This window comes from Caballeronia sp. BR00000012568055, from assembly GCF_029439455.1.
In the GTDB taxonomy this organism is placed as follows: domain Bacteria; phylum Pseudomonadota; class Gammaproteobacteria; order Burkholderiales; family Burkholderiaceae; genus Caballeronia.
In genome coordinates, this window is the sequence record NZ_JAQFVG010000154.1 from 53,185 (window position 1) to 71,608 (window position 18,424).

Consider the following 18,424-nt stretch of genomic DNA (forward strand, 5'->3'; position numbering starts at 1 on the left):
CCATGACCGACATTTCCACTTCGACCGATACCGCTTTGGTGCGCAGCGACATGAATCTCGTGTGGCTCGACATGGAGATGACCGGGCTCGATCCGGAAAACGACCGCATTATTGAAATTGCGGTGGTGGTGACGAATTCCACGCTCGACAAGCTGGTGGAAGGACCGGTGTTCGCGATCCATCAATCGGAAGAAGCGCTCGGCCGCATGGACGAGTGGAATCGCAATACGCACGGCCGCTCGGGGCTGACGGAACGCGTGAAGGCATCGACGGTGGATGAAGCGGAAGCCACGCGGCAAATCCGCGATTTTCTGGGTCAGTACGTGCCGCCGGGCAAATCGCCGATGTGCGGCAATTCCATTTGCCAGGATCGCCGTTTCATGGCGCGCTGGATGCCGGAACTGGAAACCTTCTTCCACTACCGCAATCTCGATGTCAGCACGCTGAAGGAGTTGTGCCGCCGCTGGCAGCCCGCCATCTACAAAGGCTTCCAGAAGCGCGCGATGCACACCGCGCTTGCCGATATCCACGAGTCGATCGACGAACTCAAGTACTACCGCGAGCACTTCCTGATTCCGTCGGCTTCCTAGTTTTTCGCGGGGCGGATCGCGCTCTTGGGACGGAACGCAGCAACGACTTCCGGCCGCGTTTCGATATACGGTCCGCCAATCAAATCGATGCAATACGGCACCGCCGCGAAAATGCCCGGCACTTTCGGCTTGCCGTCGGCATCTTTCAGGCCTTCGAGCGTTTCGCGGATTGACTTCGGCTGACCCGGCAGATTGATGATGAGCGCCGCGTGCGCGGGCGTTTCGCGGATCACCGCGACTTGCCGCGACAGAATGGCCGTCGGCACGAAATTCAGGCTGATCTGGCGCATTTGCTCGCCGAAACCAGGCATCGGCTTGGTGGCGACGGCGAGTGTGGCTTCGGGCGTGACATCGCGGCGCGCGGGGCCGGTGCCACCAGTCGTGAGGACCAGATCGCAGCCGCAGGTATCGACCAGTTCGATAAGCGTCGCGGAAATGGTGGCGGCGTCGTCCTGGATCAGGCGCGTTTCGGCGCGCCAGGGCGTCGTCAGCGCGTTGCCGAGCCACTCCTGAAGCGACGGCACGCCTTTGTCTTCATAGACGCCTTGCGAGGCGCGGTCGCTGATCGAGACGAGTCCAACGATCAACTCATTCCGTGTCGTCATCGCGTTCTTCCTGATCGTGGTCGTCTTCGGCGTCGTCGGTTTCCGCGCCCGCCGCGTTCTTGATCCACTGGAACAGCTCGCGGTAATAGCGCGGCGGTTTCTGCTGCTCACGTTCCTTGCGCGCATTGCGGATCAGCGTGCGGCCCTCCTGCACGTCCACGCCCGGATGCTGACGCAGAAATTCGGTGAGCGCGTCGTCGCTGGCGAGCAGTTGTTCGCGCGTGCGCTCGATCCAGTGCATGCGCGCGGTTTCGGCCTTGTTCACGCCACGATACGTGTCCAGCGCGGTACGCAGCGCGGCGACTTCTTCGTCCAGCAGCGAGCGCATGACCTTGCCGACATACTGCAATTGACGGCGCTTGCCTTCGTGATCGGTGATACGGCGCGCCTCGCGCACGGCTTCGTCGAGCGCTTCGGGCATGGGCATGCGCTTGAGCGCGTCTTTCGGCAGGTCGATGAGATCCTGTCCCAGTTCCTGCAGCGCGTGCATTTCACGCTTGAGCTGCGATTTGCTGGGACGGTCGTAGCCGTTGTCGTCGGCTTCGTCGCCGGCGTCGATGGGTTGAATGCGGGTTTTACGGTTCATGGCGATATTGTAGCTTGCGGGTTTGCGCTACATCTTCCATACGCGCGATCCGGGCCAATGCGGCGAGTGCACAAGCGCGCTCCTTGCTATGATCGCGTGATGGGTCGAAGGACCGCAATGCACAACTCGCGCGGGCGCGCATTCATCGCCCGACTTCCAGAGGCAACGACAAAATGGCAGCAGACATGGACGTCAAGCAACGATTCTTTCCGCATACGCAAGACGAACTGAAGGAGATCGCTTCCGACATCCTGCGCTACGCGAAGGAACTCGGCGCAAGCGACGCCGCCACCGAAATTTCCGAAGGCGATGGCCTGTCGGTCAGCGTGCGGCGCGGCGAAGTCGAGACGATCGAGCACAACCGCGACAAGATGGTCGGCGTGACGGTGTTCATCGGCAAGAAGCGCGGCAATGCGAGCACGGCTGACTTCACCCGCGATGCACTGCGCGATACGGTCGCGGCCGCGTACAACATCGCGCGCTTCACGGCGGAAGACAGCGCGGCGGGTCTGGCGGAAGAGGATCTACTGGAGAAGGCGCCGCAGGACCTCGATCTCTACCATCCGTGGGAACTCGACGCGGAAGAAGCCGCCGATATCGCGCGCCGCGCCGAAGCCGCCGCCTTCGATGTCGATAAGCGCATCACCAATTCGGAAGGCGCGAGCGTGTCCGCGCAGCACTCGCAGTTCGTGCTGGCCACGTCGCGCGGCTTCATGGCGGGTTATCCGTATTCGCGGCATTACATCGCGTGCGCGCCGATCGCGCAAAATGGCCGCGATATGCAGCGCGATGACTGGTACACGTCGCGCCGCAGCGCAGGCGAACTGGCCGATCCCGAAGCCGTTGGCCGATACGCCGCGCAACGCGCGCTCGCGCGTCTCGGCGCACGCAGCCTCGACACGCGCAAGTGTCGCGTGCTGTTCGAAGCGCCGCTGGCCGCAGGCATCCTCGGCGCGTTCGTGCAATCGGTGAGCGGCGGCGCGCTGTATCGGAAGACCACGTTTCTGGTCGATAGCCTCGGCAAGCCGGTGTTCGCGCCGCATATTCAGGTCGTCGAAGATCCGCATGTGAAGAGCGGCATGGGCAGCGCGCCGTTCGACGAAGAAGGCGTGCGTACGCAGCGTCGCAATGTGGTCGAAGACGGCGTGGTGCAGGGCTATTTCCTGTCAACGTATTCGGCGCGCAAGCTCGGTATGAAGACCACCGGCAACGCGGGCGGATCGCACAATCTGACGCTGACAAGCTCGCATACGAAGGCCGAAGACGACTTCGAGGCGATGCTCAAGAAACTCGATACGGGCCTCTTGCTTACCGAATTGATGGGTCAGGGCGTGAACTACGTGACCGGCGATTATTCGCGCGGCGCGTCGGGTTTTTGGGTCGAGAACGGCAAGATTCAGCATGCCGTGGAGGAAATCACCGTGGCGAGCACGCTGCAGGAGATGTTCCGCCATATCGAGGCGATCGGCGCGGACACGGTCGTGCGCGGTACGAAGGAACTCGGTTCGGTGCTGATCGAGCGTATGACGATCGCGGGTCAGTAAGACCCAGCCGTCGCAAAGCAAAAAGGCTCCGGATTTTCGGAGCCTTTTGCGTTTTTACTCTGCCGATGCAATGCGCTCGTAGGACACGAACGCAAACGCAAAATCATTCGGCGCTTTTGCTTGATGCGCCTCGCGCGATACTTCGCGCCACAACTCCGGATCAGGCGCGGGGAAGTGCGTGTCGCCTTCGAAATCGGCATCGATCTCGGTGATGATGAGCTTGTCGGCGCGCGCGATGGCATCGGCATAAAGCTGTGCGCCGCCGATAAGAAACGCTTCCGTATCGGGCGACAGCTTCAGCGCGTCTTCCACGCTCGTGACGACGTCGCAGCCTTCATAGCGCCGCGAAGCATCGCGAGACACCACGATATTGCGCCGCCCCGGCAGCGGCCGTCCGATCGACTCATGCGTCTTGCGGCCCATGATGATGGATGCGCCCATCGTCGTGCGCTTGAAGAACGCGAGGTCTTCGGGCAGTCGCCAGGGAAGTTGGTTGTCGCGGCCGATCACGCCATTGCGCGCACGGGCGACGATCAGTGTCAGCGTCGTCATTCGGTTCCGGAATCGGTGCGAAGCCGCGCTGATTGCGCAGCAGAGCCCACGATTCTAACCGACGTGGTTCGCTTATTCGGCGTCGTCGTCGAGTGGATCGCGGACCGTACGCGGTCCTTCGTCCCATAGCGTGACATTGCGCGCCATGACCGATCCATACGCTGTTCGGGACGATCCGCCGTCGCGGATGTCGAGCATGATCTGCGATTGTGTCCAGGACAACTCGCCCCGTTCCTTGCCATCGACCGGCTGGACGGTATTGAAATCATCGCGCGGTAAGAAGCTATCGAGAGCCATCTGACGACAATATCCCAAGGTAACTATTCCCGAATTAAATATTCCGGGAATAAAGGATTCACTCGGCCGGTATTAGCGATTGATATGACCGAAAGGCTGAAACACGGTAAAACGCGCGTTCGATATAAGCCATTTTTGCCAGTTTGCGCAAGACGCGAAAAGCGATTCGCGTGCCAGACATTGCGGGCCTTGGCTACACGGGCGTTTCGGCAAAATCTGCAGGCTGAAAAAACAGGAAAACGTTTCACGTCTGAAACATTGAGGCAGAAAAACAAGATTTTCTTGAGAAACAGGTATAAGCTTTTGTCTTATTAAAAGTTGCGGTAAGGGTTTTTAAAAAGTGTGAGAAATTCTTTCTGTGCGGGCCTGTGGCAGTTTTTGTCGCTAATCTGAAGCCTAGTATCGATATTTGTTTGCGGGGTTTCTGGTTTATAGTAGTGTCTCAAAAACGGCGCAGAATCAGACAAAAAGGAATTCGCGACAGAGGAGACGGGGGTGAGAGACGCCGTGTCCTCGGGGCCACCTGGACATGCATGACCACTCGTCACGACGCGCGAGGGCATCGTCGTTTGCATGCAGCATAGCGCCTGAACCACGCGACCTTTTTCAACGAACGTTGAACCAAGGATCTGAATAATGGACGTCGCTCGGCGGCAACTCATCTATGTGACTCGCGATCCAAGCGAGGCGCTGTGCGCGCGATTCGAAGAGCGTGGTTGGCACATCGAAATCGTGTCCAGCGCGCGCGACACGCGCAAGGCACTGCGCAGCGACCTGGCCATTGGCGGCCTGCTGGATTTGTCCAGTCAATTCGAATCACACGAACTGGCGGCGTTCGAATCGTCGCTGACCATGACGAACGTCGGCTGGGTCGCGGCCACGGTTTCCGGACAGCTCGAAGACGCGGCGGTGCGCCGCCTCATCCGCGACTATTGTTTCGATTATGTGACGCTGCCGACATCGAACGACCGCGTGGTCGATTCGGTCGGTCACGCGTACGGCATGGTTGCGCTGCACGACGCAGCATCGAACGATTCGCGCGAAGGGCGCGCGGAAGGCGAAATGGTCGGTTCGTGCGATGCCATGCTCGCGCTGTTCCGCTCCATCCGCAAAGTTGCGATGACGGACGCGCCGGTGTTCATCTCCGGCGAATCGGGCACGGGCAAGGAACTGACGGCAGTGGCCATTCACGAGCGCTCGGCGCGTCGCGATCAGCCGTTCGTCGCCATCAACTGCGGCGCGATTCCCGCGCATCTGCTGCAATCGGAACTCTTCGGCTACGAACGTGGCGCATTTACGGGCGCGAATCAGCGCAAGATCGGTCGCGTGGAAGCGGCCAACGGCGGCACGCTGTTCCTCGATGAAATCGGCGATTTGCCGCTGGAAAGCCAGGCGAGCCTGTTGCGCTTTCTGCAGGAACGCAAAGTCGAGCGGCTTGGCGGCCACGGTTCGACACCGGTCGATGTCCGCATCATTTCGGCGACGCACGTCGATATGCAGACCGCGATGATCGAAGGGCGATTCCGCGCGGATTTGTATCACCGTCTGTGCGTGCTGCAGATCGATGAGCCGCCGCTGCGCGCGCGTGGCAAGGACATCGAACTGCTGGCGAAGCATATGCTCGATCGCTTCAAAAAAGATGCAAGCCGTCGGCTGCGCGGATTCTCGCCGGATGCGATCGCCGCGATCCATAACTATGGCTGGCCTGGCAATGTGCGTGAGCTGATCAATCGCGTGCGGCGGGCGATCGTGATGTCGGAAGGGCGGCAAATTACCGCGCGCGATCTCGAACTCGGCGAATACGTGGAAGTCGCGCCGGTTTCGCTGGCGCAGGCGCGTGAGGCGGCGGAGCGGCAAGCGATCGAACTCGCATTGCTGCGTCATCGTGGCCGTCTGGGCGATGCCGCGCATGAGCTCGGCATTTCGCGGGTGACGCTGTATCGGCTATTGAGTGCGCATGGTATGCGGCATATCGAAGTCGATGCGCCCACGGAGCACGCCACGCGCGGCTGACAACCATTTTCGTGATTGCTTTGGACGGGCGCTGAAAAGCGCCCGTTTTCTTTTGTGCGGGCTGAATCGGCGGCTACGTTTTGGCCGCGTTAAAATCTTTCCTTTGCGCCTATTCTTTTGCACGGCCACGCGCCGCGCCCCAAGGAACATCGAATGAAACAGTATCTCGAGCTCGTTCAGGCGATTCTCGATACCGGCACGTGGCAGGAAAACCGCACGGGCATCCGTACCATCAGCATGCCGGGCGCGATGTTGCGTTTCGATTTGCAGCAGGGCTTTCCCGCCGTGACCACGAAGAAGCTCGCGTTCAAGTCGGCAATCGGCGAGATGGTGGGTTTTCTGCGCGCATCGAAGAGTGCGGCGGATTTTCGCGCGCTGGGCTGCAAGGTCTGGGACGCGAATGCCAATGAGAACCCGCAGTGGCTTGAGAATCCGTATCGGCAAGGCGAGGACGATCTCGGCGATGTGTACGGCGTGCAGTGGCGCAAGTGGCCCGCGTACAAGCTCGTGGACGCTTCCTCCGGCGATCAGATCGTCGATGCAACCAATCGCGGCTATCAGCTCGTGACGAGCTTCGTCGAAAACGGGCGCGAGCAGGTGCTGCTGTACAAGGCGATCGATCAATTGCGCCAGTGTCTCGATACGATCATCGAGCGCCCGACGGATCGGCGGATTCTGTTTCATGCCTGGAACCCGGCCAAGCTCGATGAAATCGCGCTGCCTGCGTGCCACTTGCTGTATCAGTTCCTGCCGAACGCGGTGACGGGCGAGATTTCGCTGTGTCTCTACATTCGCAGTAACGATGTCGGCCTCGGCACGCCGTTCAATCTCACCGAAGGCGCGGCGCTGCTGCATCTGGTCGGACGATTGACGGGCTATAAGCCGCGCTGGTTCACGTACTTTATCGGCGATGCGCATATCTACGAGAATCAGCTCGATATGCTCAAAGAGCAATTGAAGCGCGAGCCGTTCGCCAGTCCGCAGTTGATTATTTCGGATCGCGTGCCGGATTATGCGGTGACCAAACGATATGAACCGGAATGGCTGGAAAAGGTCGAGCCAAAGGACTTCGCGCTCGAAGGTTATAAACATCACGATCCGCTGACCGCGCCAATGGCCGTGTAAGGCGGCTCTGGCTTTTCCTGCTTCAAAAGCGAAACGCGCGGCCTGGACCGCGCGTCGTCGTTTTTACCGCAGGCGTTTTGTTAGCCGGTTAGCCTGTCAGCCGTGGTGATGCTCGTTGTCGGCATGTTGCGGTTGCTGCTGTTGCGGCTGCGGGTGAGGTGGCTCCTGATGCACCTGCTGATGCTGCTGCGGTGGCTCCTGATGGAACTGCTGTTGCGGTTGAGGCTGCTGATGCGGCAGTTCCTGACGCGCTTGTTGTTGACGCGCCTGCTCCTGATGGAACTGCTGTTGCGGCTGAGGCTGAGGCGCTTGCTGGGCGCGCGGCGGCGGCGCTTCGGCGTGCCATTGCTGGCGCGGTGCTTCCGCGTGCGGTTGCGCCATCGCGTGCTGCGGTTGCGGTTGCGGCTGCGGCTGCGGTTGCGGCGCGTGAGGCTGCGCGGTTTGCATTGGCACATTGGGCGCGCCGTGTTCGACGTGGGGCGCTTGCATCGGACGAGCGTTGGCTTCGGCATGCGGCGGCGCTTCCTGTCCGCCACGATAAACTCGCGGCTCGCCACCGAACTGCTGCGGATTCTGCGGTGGACGCGGCACGCTGTTCGGCTGATGCATCGGCTGTTGGGTCGGCGGTTGCTGCGCTTGCATCGCGTGCATGGGTTGCGTGGGCTGAGCACCTTGCGGCGGCGAATGCGGCGTAATCACCGCGCGCGCCGGCCCATGCGTCGCAACGATATGCACATCATCGAATCCCTGCGGACGATGCGCATACGCACCTTCAACCGGCGGCTGACGCGTCGCCACGACTGGACGCGCAAAGCTCTGCGGCGGCCGGTCATCCGCGCGGCGCGCACCCGGCGCGAAGCTCTCGTGCGTCGGCGCGATCGCCGGTGCGCCCGCAAAGAATCGCGGATTATGCCAACGCGACGGATCGACGGCGTAGGGCTGCCGGCCAACCGGTTGACCACGCACGAACATATTTGCGGGCAAAGCGGTCAGGCCGCGCGGCGCGTGGTAATTCACGTACGTGTTGTGAATCCCCACCGACCTGTCGATATAAACATTGCGATTCACCTGCTCGTAGTAACGCGGACTCCAGCCATCGTGATGCGGCCGCCACGGTTCGCCCGGCCCGAGCGGAAACCACGCGACGCCCGCTGCCGCGATCCCGCCGATCGTCAGCGCCACGTTCCAATCCACGCCACCGCCGCCATCGCCGACGAAACCGACCAGCGCGGGCGCATACGCGGGCGGGGGCGCGCTCGCCACCATCGGACCCGGCACCCACGCCCATTGCGATCCGACGTAAGCCCATCGGCCATAGTGATACGGCGCGAAGCCCCACGGCGCGTCATCGACCCAGGTCCAGCCCCACGGTGCCTGCCATACCCAATGTCCCTGCCGATACGGCGCCCAATCCGCCGATACCGCATTCGGCACCCAGATCGCGCCGTACGACGGATCGTTGCGCCACGTGCCGTTGGCATCGAGATCCTGATAACCGGGAATATCGCGCGAGACGTAGCGCGCCGAAATCGAGCGATCTTCGGCGGCATCGCGGCTGGCGGCCCATTGATCGAAGGTATCGGGCGCGGGCGCGGCATTCGCCGATGCCTGCTGGAGATTGGTGCCCTCGAAGGTCATTTGCTGACCGGGCGCGAGTTGCACCGAGCCGCCATCGCCATAAGCGGTGACGCCGCCGCTGCGCACTGTCACGGTGGTCGCACGGCCATCCGGCGCGACGTCGATGCGCATATCGCCGGGCGTGGTCATGGCAAGCGCGGCGTTCGGTGTATCAACTTCGTATTGCGTGCCGGGCGCAACTTCACGCGCGCGCATCGACAGCGTGCCTTGCGTGACTTTGAGCTGCGCGGTGCGATCGTCGAGCGCGAGGACAGACAGCGCGGTCGATGAACCGAGCCGTACCGCCGTCGAACCGATATGCATTTCCGAGCGCGCGTTGGCATCGTTCCAGAGCTGATCGCCGGTCGTGAGCGGGCGATTGATCTGCGCGTAACTCCAGTCGGAAGCGCCGACCGGCTCGGTCGTCACGGTGCCGGCCGTGTAGTTCAGCCGCGCGACGCGTCCGGGTGGATCGCCTTGTTGGCTCGATGCATTCGGTGCGTTCGGTGCCGCGATTTCCCCCGGCGGCGTTTGCGCAAGCACTTCGACGCCTTGCATCGAAAGCAGCGCGAGCGTGACAGCGATACAAATTCTGGTCTTCATCATCTTCTCCGTCGGCCGCGCTCGTTTGGCGTTGTCGTGTGCGTGGTTAGCCGCACGGCCTCAGGATCAATGTATCGTTCGCGCTTGTATCCGGGCGCTGTGGTTTGTAACCGGCGCGCGGTGCGCGTAACAAAGCTTTGCTTGTTTGTTTACGGTGTATTTAAAAAGCGCTCGAAATGCTGACGTCCAGAAGGCGTCACGCGCAACACGCGGCGTTTGGCGGTCGGCTCGATCCACCCATGCGTCTCGCACGCTTCCAGAAATGCCGCGCCCAACGCGCCGCCCAGATGCGGCCGCCGCTCGCTCCAGTCGATGCACGTACACGCAAAACGCCGCCGCCGCGCCCGCTGCGCCTTGATATCGATGCCGAGTTCCGTCAATGCCTGCGCGCCTTCGGGCGTGGCATCGAGTGGCGTCGCGCCTTGTTTTTCGCTGTCGTTCGGGGCGAGCGTGAGCCAGTTGCGCGTGAGCATCGAATCGAAGAGACGCACAGCGAGTTCGCCCGCGAGATGGTCGTAGCAGGTTCGCGCGTATCGCATATCGATGGGAACCGCGCTCGGGCGACGCTCCGGCTCGCGTTGCGGCGCGCTCGCGCGGGCCAGCGTCGCCAGCGCTTCGATGGCCGCGGCGATATCCGGCGTCGCGATCCTGTAATAGCGATGCCGTCCGCTGACTTCCATCGCCAGCAGCCCGCCTTCCGTCAGTCGTGCCAGATGCCCGCTCGCCGCCGATGGCGATACGCCCGCGATCATCGTCAATTCGCCTGCGGGACGCGCGGTGCCGTCCATCAGCGACCAGAGCATGGCGGCGCGGCCAGGATCGGCGAGCAATGCGCCGATGCGCGTGAGGCCGGGGAAATGGTGAGCGTGGTCCGGGAGCATGATTGACTCGGATGAACGAGGGAATGTATTCACTCTAACGCGCATCCGCAACCGATGTTTCACCGCGCGCCGAAATGTCGATACACGATAGCCGGCGCTAGAATCGCTGCATTGAACGTTGCAGGAACATCGACATGAACAAGTTCTTCATTGCCGCTTTGATCGCCTTGCTGGCGGGCTGTGCGGGCGCGCCGTCGTCATCGTCGGGCGGTGGCGGCAGCATCACGATGTACGGGACGATCGATCAGGGCGTCACGGTTCACAACTAGGGCCTGTTCACATAGAGACGGCCACGCGAACGCTCGAAATCGGGTGCAGGGCAAGGAGTGAGGAGTGCCGTTTGGCGAGCCAAACAAGCGACGAGCGACGCCGCCATGCGCCCGATTTCGGGTGTTCTCGCAGGGTTGCCCGTAGGGCAACGCGTGGCCGTCTATATGTGAACAGGCCCTACAGCTTTTGGCGAACTTATAATCGGCGCATCACGCTTCATACAAAAGAGCCTCCACATGAATACGCCGATTATCCCGACCGTGCCTAAAAGCCGCGCCGAAACCACCTTCCGCTTTCTGGCCGAGCCGACGTCGGTCAACTTCGGCGGCAAGGTTCACGGCGGCGCGCTGATGAAATGGATCGACGAAACCGCCTATGCGTGCGCCGCCATGTGGTCCGGGCGATACGCGGTGACGGTGAGCGTCGGCAATATCCGTTTTCGCCGCCCCATTCTGGTAGGTAATCTCGTCGAACTGCGCGCGCGCGTGGTGGCGACGGGGCGCACCAGCATGCACATCCACATTTCCGTCCACGCGGGCGATCCGAAAGTCGGCGAATTGCAGCAGACCACGGATTGCCTGATGGTCTTCGTCTCCGTCGATGAGCAAGGCAAGCCCACGCCCGTGCCGACATTCGAACCGGAAACGGACGAGGAAAAGCGGCTGGCGAAGTACGCGATGGACGTGAAGGACGCGCTGGACGCGATTGTCGAATTGAAGCCGGAAGAGGTGGCGGCGGGGAAGGTTTAAAGCTCAAGGTTTGACGATATGGTGCAGCTGCATAAAATGTAGTAACATTCCTACATTGTATGTATGCGAGGAGATGAGCTATGCCCATCACCACTTTATCCAGCAGAGAGCTTAATCAAGACGTCACGCGCGCAAAAAAGGCCACCAAGGACGGCCCGGTGTTCATCACTGATCGGGGCAGACCGTCTCATGTGCTTTTGAGCATTGAGGAGTATCAGCGCTTGACCGGGAAGAAGCGCAGTCTCGTCGAAGCGCTATCCATGCCGGGTCTTGCAGCGGTGGATGTCGAGTTTCCTCGCTCACGTGAACTTCCACGACCGGCCAATTTTGAATAAATGTTTTTGCTCGATACCAACGTAATTTCTGAATTGCGAAAAGCCGGCGACGGAAAAGCCGACGCCAATGTGATGTCGTGGCTGCTGGACCGCGACGCATCGGATTTCTACATTTCCGTGGTAACCCTGTTCGAACTGGAAATGGGTGTTTTGCGGATGGAGCGCCGTGACCCTGACCAAGGCACGCGATTGCGCATGTGGCTGCGTACTCGCATTCTTCCCGAGTTCACCGATCGCACGTTGCCACTTGATGCGGCCGTCGCTACGCGATGCGCAAAGCTCCATGTGCCAGATCCGCGCCCTGAGCGCGATGCTTACATCGCGGCCACGGCTCTCGTACACGGCATGACGATTGTGACGAGAAACGTGGCCGATTTTTCTCCGTGCGGCGTGAGCGTCGTTAATCCGTGGGAACCCGCTGCCGCGCAGTGACGCGTAGGTTTACCGCTTCCCCACCATCTCCTCCGGCTTCACCCACTCATCGAACTGTTGCTCGGTCACATGCCCGAGCGCGAGCGCGGCGGCCTTCAGCGTCGAGCCATCTTTATGCGCCTTCTTCGCGATCTGCGCGGCCTTGTCATAGCCGATATGCGGATTCAGCGCCGTCACCAGCATCAGCGATTCGTTCAGCAGACTATCGATCCGCTTGCGATTCGGCTCGATGCCCACCGCGCAGTTATCGTTGAAGCTCTGCGCGCCGTCCGCGAGCAGGCGGATGGATTGCAGCACGTTATGCGCGATCATCGGGCGGAACACGTTGAGTTCGAAGTTGCCGCTCGCGCCGCCAAAGTTCACCGCGACATCGTTGCCGAAGACCTGGCAGCAGAGCATCGTGACCGCTTCGGACTGCGTCGGATTGACCTTGCCCGGCATGATCGAACTTCCCGGTTCGTTCTCCGGAATCGACAATTCGCCAAGTCCGCAGCGCGGGCCGCTTGCGAGCCAGCGCACATCGTTGGCGATCTTCATCAGGCTTGCGGCCACGGTTTTCAGCGCGCCGTGCGCGGCGACCAGTGCGTCCGCGCCCGCCATCACTTCGAACTTGTTCGGCGCGGTTTCGAAGGGCAGGCCGGTGAGCTTGCCGATCGCCGCCGCCACTTTCTTTGCAAACTCCGGATGCGCGTTCAAGCCCGTGCCGACCGCCGTGCCGCCTTGCGCGAGTTGATAAAGATGCGGCAGCGTCGCTTCGACATGGCGAATGCCCTGATCGATCTGCGCCACGTATCCTGAGAATTCCTGCCCGAGCGTCAGCGGCGTCGCGTCCTGCAAATGCGTGCGGCCAATCTTGACGATGTCGTCGAATTCCTTCGACTTTTTCGCGAGCGTATCGCGCAGGGTCTTGAGCTTCGGAATCAACTGCTCGTGAATCGCGACCGCCGCCGCGACATGCATCGCCGTAGGAAAAACATCGTTCGATGACTGTCCGCGGTTCACATCGTCATTCGGGTGAACATGGCGTTCTTCGCCACGCGGCCCGCCGAGCAACTCGCTCGCGCGATTCGCGATCACTTCGTTCAGATTCATATTGGTCTGCGTGCCCGAACCCGTCTGCCACACGGCCAGCGGAAATTCGTCCGGATGCTTGCCATCGATAATTTCCTGCGCGGCATCCATGATCGCCTTGGCTTTTTTGCCGTCGAGCACCTTCAGCCCTTCGTTCACCTCGGCCGCCGCGTGCTTGATGATCGCGAGCGCCGTGATCAATTCGGGCGACTGCTTTTCCGTCGATATCTTGAAGTTTTGCAAGGAACGCTGCGTCTGCGCGCCCCAGAGCTTGTCGTTCGGCACGGCGATTTCGCCGAACGTGTCCTTTTCCATCCGTACGTTGCCGCTTGTGCCTTGCGCGTCATGTGACATGGCGTGAAGTCCTCAGGAAGTTTGACGGGACGGAACGCGCGGGCGCTCCGTCAAAGCTGCGAATCGACGGGCAGGAGCGTGAAAATGCCCGTCATCAGATTGCGATAAAAGCCGGCCTCGGGATCGAAGTCGTAGGTGACGGTCGAGCCGTTTCCCACGGTCGTCCAGACGAGGCCGGATTGCGGCGAGCCGGTGCGCGCAAGCGATGCCCGCACCGCCGCGCTCGCCAGTTCCACGCGCCAGCTCACTTCCGGCGAGATGCCGCGATCGAAGAGCCTGGCGGTCTGATCGGCGATCGGCTTGCTGTGGACCACGAGCGCGAGTTCGGTATTGAGCTTGGCCGAGCGCGGATCGAGGTTCATCGAGCCAATGACGAGGATACTCCGATCGATCATGTATGCCTTCGCGTGGAGGCTGGCGCGCGATTGCGAGCCGAACAGACCGGCGGGCGGGCGTCCTTCACCGGGCGGTTGGATCGGCTTGAATTCGTATAACTCGACGCCTTCGCGCAGCAGCGGCACGCGATACGGCCCGTAGCCCGCCTGCACGGCGACGGCATCGGTGGCGGCGAGCGAGTTGGTCAGCACGGCCACGCGCACGTGGCGCTGCGCCAGATCGCCGAGCGCTTTGACGCCGGCATCGTGCGGGACGAAGTAGGGCGACAGGATCAGGAATTCGCTTTGCGCGTCCTTCAAAAGCGAGGCTAAGCGATCCATCGGCGGGCTTTTGTAGTCGTCGCTCGGATTCGAGATTTTGGTCGGCGAATCGGCCCAGAATTCGGTCGGCGCCCAGACCAGCCCGAGTTCGTCACGCGCAATCTGCTGCGCCAGCGGCGTCGCGTTGAGCGGACGCGCGTTCAGCGGATCGGCCTGGGCGCGCCAGTGCGCGCGCAGATCGTCGCGGGTTTTATCGAGTTCGGCGGCATCGAACTTTTGCTTGTTGAGCACGCGCAGCGGATACGCGATCGTGCTGTTCCAATACTCGTCGAAGCTCGCGGAAATCTTCGGCACGACCGGACCCGCGGTGAACATATCGAGATCGCGGAACTGCAGCGTCGGACTGGCGCTGAAGTATTCATCGCCCAGATTGCGGCCGCCGACAATGGCGATCTGGTTATCCGCGATCATCGCCTTGTTGTGCATGCGGCGCGTGAAGTGATCGACGTTCGAAAAGATGTTCTGCGTGCGCTCGGAGAAGCTGCGTTGCGCGCTGCCGAACGGATTGAAAACGCGAATTTCGATGTTGTCGTGCGAATTCAGCGCCGCCATGATCTGGTCGATGTCCTTGAAATTCAGGTCATCGACGAGCATACGCACGCGCACGCCGCGATCCGCCGCGTACAGCGCCGCCGAGAGCAGCAGCTTGCCGGTGTTGTCCTCGTTGGCGATGTAGTACTGCATGTCCAGCGTCTTCGTCGCCGCACGCGCGAGTGCGATGCGGGCCTGAAGCGCATCCGTGCCGGTAGGGAGCAGGCGCAGGCCGGACTGATCCGGATGCTGGCGTTCCAGCGGCGCGAGCGCGGTGCCGAGCGGCGTCGTTTCGCCTGGCGACAGCGCGTGCGTGACCGGCCGGTCGTAGGCCGTGGCGGGTGGACGGGTCGCGCAGGCGGTGAGCAAGGCGCTGAAAGTCGCGATGAGCATGGCATCGCGAATTGTTTTGATGATTCCCCGGTTGTGCAGCACTGCGCGATTCCTCGTTTTAGTGGTTCGCTTGTTTTCGATTTAGCGCCGCGTGAGTAGCAATTTGCGTTCTCGGGTGCGTATCTCGAAATTATTCTAGGGGAATTCGGGGCGAGGGCGCGCTATCCATCGGAGGAGAAGGGGCAAAAAAAAGCCCGCTCGGCGAGAGCGGGCGGGAACCCCTGTCAATGGAGTCTCAAGGAAGAGACGGTTTCATCGTAACCAAGGGTTTGGTGTCGGCCAACCAAGGAATCGTGCTTTCGATATTTGCGCGCAGCTTGGCTGCTTATTTGGCGGTGGCTTGTACGAATCGACGGCTGATTCGATGAAACCGCAGCGTCATCAGCGCGGCCACGCTGGCGAGCCCGGCGGCGAGTCCCCACCACAAGCCTTTCGCGCCGAGTTCGAAGTGGAACGCGAGCAGATAGCCGACCGGAAAGCCGACGCCCCAGTAGCCGAACGCGGCGGCGAGCATCGGAATGCGTGTGTCCTTAAGGCCGCGCAGACAGCCGGAGCCGACGGTCTGCATGCCATCGACAATCTGGAATACGGCGGCCACGCCGAGCAGCTTTGCCGCCAGCGCGACGGTGGCGGCGTTGGCGGGATCATCGAGATGCAGATACAGGCCGACGATGGCGTGAGGCGCGACGATCAGCACGAAGCCCGAGCACATCATGAAGCCCACGCCCAGCGCGATAGCGACGAAACCCGCATGCCGCGCCGCGACCGGCACGCCCGCGCCGATCCAATATCCGACGCGCACGTTCGCTGCCTGACCGATCGCCAGCGGCACCATAAACGCCACCGATGCCACGTTGAGCGCGATCTGATGCGCGGCCAGCGGCGCTTCGCCGAGCGTGCCGACCAGCAGGCCCGTCGCCAGAAACAAGCTCGATTCGACGCCATACGTAATCGCCACCGGCCAGCCGATGCCGAACAATTCGCCCATCAGCGGCAAGCGCACGCGGGCACGTGTGACGAAATGCCGATAACGCGGCCGCAGATGCAGAAACGCGATCAGCGCCAATGCCGTCAGCCAAACGGTGATAGTCGTGGCCATCGCGGAGCCGAGAAAGCCTTCGCGCGGCAGGCCGAACGCGCCGTGTATCAGCCCGTAATTGAGAAAGCCATTCACGAACACGCCACCGATCGATACCCACAACAGCCTGCGCGCCGCGCCGATAGCCGGCAGAAACGCGCGCATCATGCCCACGCCGATCAGACTGCCCGGCGTGCTCCAGCGCAGCACCGCGCAATATTCGCCGACGTTTTTCGCCAGCAACGCCGGTTCGTGAAACGCGACGAGAATCGCTTCGGCATAACTCAGCAGCACGAACGCGGGCACCGCGAGCAGCACGGACAGCAGCAAACCCGTCCAGTAGATGCCCGGCACGCGATCTTCCGCATTCGCCCCGCGCGCATGCGCCACCGACACGCTCACCGATGTCAGCACGCCCTGCAACAGCGTCACCACGACGAAGAACAGATTCGCGCCGAGACCGCCCGCCGCGAGCGCATCGGGGCCGAGCGAGCCGAGCAGGATGGTATCGGTGACGCCCATTGCCATTTGCGATAGCTGTGCGATGGCGAGCGGCGCAGCGAGGCGCGCGGTATCGACTGCGTGCCGCGTCAGCGTCGGCGGCCCTTGGTGCGCGCGGCTGGCGCGCGTGAATTGCGATTGCATGATCGGAAGGGGAAGGAACGGATCGGGCGCGAACGCCGATCCCGCGCGATGGTCCTGCGCTGAAACCTGAACGAAAGATGACTAGCTTATTGCCTCGCACGCGGCATGTCGATGTCGCGCGTGCTTATAGCCAAGTTTTGGCCGGGTTTTGACAAGCGTGGGACGCTTGTGCACAAGTTGTTTATTCAGGCGCGCGCACGCGGATGGTCTGCCCATCGAGCATGACTTTCTGACCGGCGCGAATCTTCGCGGTCTTGCGCAATTCGACTTTGCCATCGACGGTGACATCGCCCATTGCGACGCGCGCTTTCGCGGAGCCGCCGCTGTCGGCGAGGCCCATCAGTTTGAGCAGATTGTGCAGTTCGATGAAATCGCCGGTGAGGGTGAATTGGAGTGGCGGCATGGTGAAAAGAGCAAAGCGATTGAAAGGGCGGCCATCATAAACCAGCAGTAACCAGTGATAGGCACGCGCCGTGCTGACGCATGTCCGACCGTGCTTTAAACAGACGAACGTGCCGCACGCGGTGCATCTGCAAATTGTAGCGAGATGAAACCGCAGGTAACAGTCGCTAATTTCCGCGAACTCGCCTGTTTCTCGCCCGGTCTGTAACTTTGATCGATGCAGCTTCGGTCATTCTCCAAATCGACAAAGCCGTGCGGCGCATCACTTTAATTTTTAATCGCCCGCCGGCGCCAACATAGAGAGGACTCGCTCATGACTCGCGCTCGTAATCTGTTGATCGCTACCGCCGTTGCCGCACTGACCGCCACCGGCGCTTACGCCCAAACCGCTCAGCCGATGCAACCGACCCAACCGGCCATGCAGCCCGCACAACCGCAAGCGATGCAGGCCGCGCCCGTGACGCCGCCGCCGCAAAACCTGACCGCGCCCGCACCGACCGATCCGCTGGTCCAGAAGCGCAACGCCGATGCACAGGCGAATGCCGAATATCGCGCATCGAAGAAGGCATCGAAGGCTGAGTTGAAGGCCGAGAACAAGCAGGCCAAGGCGCAATACAAGGAGCAGGTGCGCAACGCCAAGGTCAATCGCAAGGCGGACAAGGACGCCGCGAAGGCCGAGCTGAACGAATCCGCGACCAATACGACCAACGCGACCACCACGACGAGCGTGCCGAAGGAAGGCGGTTCGTCGCAGTAAGAGGCGAGGGAGAACACGATGAATCGATCCAAAAATGTATTGCTGACCGCGTTGGTGGCTTGTGCGCTGACGGGCGCGAGCGCGGCTTCCTTTGCTCAAACCACGACCGACGCGCCAACCAAGGCCGATCAGAAGGCCGCGAAGAAGCAATCCAAGGCCGATAAGGAAGCCGACGTCGCGCAGGCGAAGGCGGACAAGAAGAAGACCGAGGCGCAATCGAAGGCAAACGAAGCCGCCGCCGATGCCAAGGTGAAGAACGCGAAGGACGCTGAATAACG

20 protein-coding genes are annotated in these 18,424 nt (G+C 61.6%); 10 read left to right on the forward strand and 10 right to left on the reverse strand.

Annotated elements, in window-relative coordinates:
- Positions 1-2: 2 nt before the first annotated feature.
- Positions 3-590, forward strand: coding sequence for an oligoribonuclease (gene orn / locus P7F28_RS08465; RefSeq protein ID WP_277184061.1), 588 nt, complete (start codon positions 3-5; stop codon positions 588-590).
- Here orn and mog read toward each other — a convergent pair.
- Positions 587-1,195: a molybdopterin adenylyltransferase gene (gene mog / locus P7F28_RS08470; protein ID WP_277184062.1), complete on the reverse strand. Its 609-nt coding sequence runs from the start codon at positions 1,193-1,195 to the stop codon at positions 587-589. The genes orn and mog overlap by 4 nt on opposite strands.
- Entirely contained in the window at positions 1,179-1,781 is a 603-nt protein-coding gene (yjgA, locus tag P7F28_RS08475) for a ribosome biogenesis factor YjgA (protein ID WP_277184063.1), read from the reverse strand. Before yjgA ends, mog begins: the two co-directional genes overlap by 17 nt.
- A gap of 173 nt (positions 1,782-1,954) precedes the next feature.
- On the opposite strand from yjgA, the gene pmbA reads away from it, so the two are divergent.
- Positions 1,955-3,325: a metalloprotease PmbA gene (pmbA, locus tag P7F28_RS08480; protein ID WP_277184064.1), complete on the forward strand. Its 1,371-nt coding sequence runs from the start codon at positions 1,955-1,957 to the stop codon at positions 3,323-3,325.
- 54 nt (positions 3,326-3,379) lie between these two features.
- Here the strand turns inward: pmbA and P7F28_RS08485 are convergent, their stop codons facing one another.
- Both P7F28_RS08485 and P7F28_RS08490 read right to left on the reverse strand, forming a co-directional pair.
- Entirely contained in the window at positions 3,380-3,877 is a 498-nt protein-coding gene (locus P7F28_RS08485) for a dihydrofolate reductase (RefSeq protein ID WP_277184065.1), read from the reverse strand.
- Positions 3,878-3,949: 72 nt separating this feature from the next.
- Positions 3,950-4,174 carry a hypothetical protein gene (locus tag P7F28_RS08490; protein WP_277184066.1) on the reverse strand — a complete coding sequence of 75 codons (225 nt, stop codon included), beginning with the start codon at positions 4,172-4,174 and terminating at the stop codon, positions 3,950-3,952.
- Between the two features lie 636 nt (positions 4,175-4,810).
- Between P7F28_RS08490 and P7F28_RS08495 the strand changes: the two genes are divergently transcribed.
- Together P7F28_RS08495 and P7F28_RS08500 are read left to right on the forward strand one after the other, a co-directional pair.
- Positions 4,811-6,187 carry a sigma-54 dependent transcriptional regulator gene (locus P7F28_RS08495; protein WP_277184067.1) on the forward strand — a complete coding sequence of 459 codons (1,377 nt, stop codon included), beginning with the start codon at positions 4,811-4,813 and terminating at the stop codon, positions 6,185-6,187.
- Positions 6,188-6,340: 153 nt separating this feature from the next.
- A complete protein-coding gene (locus P7F28_RS08500; protein ID WP_277184068.1) occupies positions 6,341-7,312 on the forward strand; it encodes a thymidylate synthase in 972 nt (323 codons plus the stop codon).
- A 96-nt stretch (positions 7,313-7,408) separates the two neighbouring features.
- Here the strand turns inward: P7F28_RS08500 and P7F28_RS08505 are convergent, their stop codons facing one another.
- Positions 7,409-9,532 carry a DUF6600 domain-containing protein gene (locus P7F28_RS08505; protein ID WP_370467277.1) on the reverse strand — a complete coding sequence of 708 codons (2,124 nt, stop codon included), beginning with the start codon at positions 9,530-9,532 and terminating at the stop codon, positions 7,409-7,411.
- A 149-nt stretch (positions 9,533-9,681) separates the two neighbouring features.
- The gene (locus P7F28_RS08510) at positions 9,682-10,413 is read right to left on the reverse strand and encodes a helix-turn-helix transcriptional regulator (protein ID WP_277184070.1); all 732 of its coding nucleotides are present in this window, start codon (positions 10,411-10,413) and stop codon (positions 9,682-9,684) included.
- A 134-nt stretch (positions 10,414-10,547) separates the two neighbouring features.
- Between P7F28_RS08510 and P7F28_RS08515 the strand changes: the two genes are divergently transcribed.
- From P7F28_RS08515 to P7F28_RS08530, 4 genes are all read left to right on the forward strand, one after another.
- Positions 10,548-10,682 carry a hypothetical protein gene (locus P7F28_RS08515; protein WP_277184071.1) on the forward strand — a complete coding sequence of 45 codons (135 nt, stop codon included), beginning with the start codon at positions 10,548-10,550 and terminating at the stop codon, positions 10,680-10,682.
- A gap of 237 nt (positions 10,683-10,919) precedes the next feature.
- Positions 10,920-11,432, forward strand: coding sequence for an acyl-CoA thioesterase (locus P7F28_RS08520; protein WP_277184072.1), 513 nt, complete (start codon positions 10,920-10,922; stop codon positions 11,430-11,432).
- 80 nt (positions 11,433-11,512) lie between these two features.
- Positions 11,513-11,767, forward strand: coding sequence for a type II toxin-antitoxin system Phd/YefM family antitoxin (locus tag P7F28_RS08525; RefSeq protein WP_277184073.1), 255 nt, complete (start codon positions 11,513-11,515; stop codon positions 11,765-11,767).
- The gene (locus P7F28_RS08530; RefSeq protein ID WP_277184074.1) at positions 11,768-12,199 is read left to right on the forward strand and encodes a type II toxin-antitoxin system VapC family toxin; all 432 of its coding nucleotides are present in this window, start codon (positions 11,768-11,770) and stop codon (positions 12,197-12,199) included.
- Positions 12,200-12,208: 9 nt separating this feature from the next.
- Here the strand turns inward: P7F28_RS08530 and fumC are convergent, their stop codons facing one another.
- The 4 genes from fumC to P7F28_RS08550 all read right to left on the reverse strand — a co-directional run bounded on the left by fumC (position 12,209) and on the right by P7F28_RS08550 (position 17,390).
- Positions 12,209-13,624 (reverse strand): class II fumarate hydratase, encoded by a 1,416-nt coding sequence (gene fumC, locus P7F28_RS08535; RefSeq protein ID WP_277184075.1) that lies wholly within the window; start codon positions 13,622-13,624, stop codon positions 12,209-12,211.
- Positions 13,625-13,674: 50 nt separating this feature from the next.
- Entirely contained in the window at positions 13,675-15,264 is a 1,590-nt protein-coding gene (locus P7F28_RS08540; protein ID WP_277184076.1) for a phospholipase D family protein, read from the reverse strand.
- A 325-nt stretch (positions 15,265-15,589) separates the two neighbouring features.
- Positions 15,590-16,987 (reverse strand): MATE family efflux transporter, encoded by a 1,398-nt coding sequence (locus P7F28_RS08545; RefSeq protein ID WP_277184077.1) that lies wholly within the window; start codon positions 16,985-16,987, stop codon positions 15,590-15,592.
- 181 nt (positions 16,988-17,168) lie between these two features.
- Complete coding sequence (locus tag P7F28_RS08550; protein WP_277184078.1) at positions 17,169-17,390, reverse strand: RNA-binding S4 domain-containing protein; 222 nt, start codon at positions 17,388-17,390, stop codon at positions 17,169-17,171.
- Positions 17,391-17,702: 312 nt separating this feature from the next.
- Here P7F28_RS08550 and P7F28_RS08555 point away from each other — a divergent pair, with 312 nt between their 5' ends.
- Together P7F28_RS08555 and P7F28_RS08560 are read left to right on the forward strand one after the other, a co-directional pair.
- On the forward strand, positions 17,703-18,146 hold the full coding sequence (locus P7F28_RS08555) for a hypothetical protein (RefSeq protein ID WP_277184079.1): 444 nt from the start codon (positions 17,703-17,705) through the stop codon (positions 18,144-18,146).
- 18 nt (positions 18,147-18,164) lie between these two features.
- A complete protein-coding gene (locus P7F28_RS08560; protein WP_277184080.1) occupies positions 18,165-18,422 on the forward strand; it encodes a hypothetical protein in 258 nt (85 codons plus the stop codon).
- Positions 18,423-18,424 lie beyond the last annotated feature (2 nt).

Coding starts and splice junctions, on each gene's coding strand:
- P7F28_RS08540 (WP_277184076.1), bottom strand. CDS start 15,264: ATGCTCATCGCGACTTTCAGCGCCTTGCTCACCGCCTGCGCGACCCGT.
- mog (WP_277184062.1), bottom strand. CDS start 1,195: ATGACGACACGGAATGAGTTGATCGTTGGACTCGTCTCGATCAGCGAC.
- fumC (WP_277184075.1), bottom strand. CDS start 13,624: ATGTCACATGACGCGCAAGGCACAAGCGGCAACGTACGGATGGAAAAG.
- pmbA (WP_277184064.1), top strand. CDS start 1,955: ATGGCAGCAGACATGGACGTCAAGCAACGATTCTTTCCGCATACGCAA.
- P7F28_RS08490 (WP_277184066.1), bottom strand. CDS start 4,174: ATGGCTCTCGATAGCTTCTTACCGCGCGATGATTTCAATACCGTCCAG.
- P7F28_RS08520 (WP_277184072.1), top strand. CDS start 10,920: ATGAATACGCCGATTATCCCGACCGTGCCTAAAAGCCGCGCCGAAACC.
- P7F28_RS08530 (WP_277184074.1), top strand. CDS start 11,768: ATGTTTTTGCTCGATACCAACGTAATTTCTGAATTGCGAAAAGCCGGC.
- P7F28_RS08545 (WP_277184077.1), bottom strand. CDS start 16,987: ATGCAATCGCAATTCACGCGCGCCAGCCGCGCGCACCAAGGGCCGCCG.
- orn (WP_277184061.1), top strand. CDS start 3: ATGACCGACATTTCCACTTCGACCGATACCGCTTTGGTGCGCAGCGAC.
- P7F28_RS08515 (WP_277184071.1), top strand. CDS start 10,548: ATGAACAAGTTCTTCATTGCCGCTTTGATCGCCTTGCTGGCGGGCTGT.
- yjgA (WP_277184063.1), bottom strand. CDS start 1,781: ATGAACCGTAAAACCCGCATTCAACCCATCGACGCCGGCGACGAAGCC.
- P7F28_RS08485 (WP_277184065.1), bottom strand. CDS start 3,877: ATGACGACGCTGACACTGATCGTCGCCCGTGCGCGCAATGGCGTGATC.
- P7F28_RS08495 (WP_277184067.1), top strand. CDS start 4,811: ATGGACGTCGCTCGGCGGCAACTCATCTATGTGACTCGCGATCCAAGC.
- P7F28_RS08555 (WP_277184079.1), top strand. CDS start 17,703: ATGACTCGCGCTCGTAATCTGTTGATCGCTACCGCCGTTGCCGCACTG.
- P7F28_RS08505 (WP_370467277.1), bottom strand. CDS start 9,532: ATGAAGACCAGAATTTGTATCGCTGTCACGCTCGCGCTGCTTTCGATG.
- P7F28_RS08525 (WP_277184073.1), top strand. CDS start 11,513: ATGCCCATCACCACTTTATCCAGCAGAGAGCTTAATCAAGACGTCACG.
- P7F28_RS08550 (WP_277184078.1), bottom strand. CDS start 17,390: ATGCCGCCACTCCAATTCACCCTCACCGGCGATTTCATCGAACTGCAC.
- P7F28_RS08510 (WP_277184070.1), bottom strand. CDS start 10,413: ATGCTCCCGGACCACGCTCACCATTTCCCCGGCCTCACGCGCATCGGC.
- P7F28_RS08500 (WP_277184068.1), top strand. CDS start 6,341: ATGAAACAGTATCTCGAGCTCGTTCAGGCGATTCTCGATACCGGCACG.
- P7F28_RS08560 (WP_277184080.1), top strand. CDS start 18,165: ATGAATCGATCCAAAAATGTATTGCTGACCGCGTTGGTGGCTTGTGCG.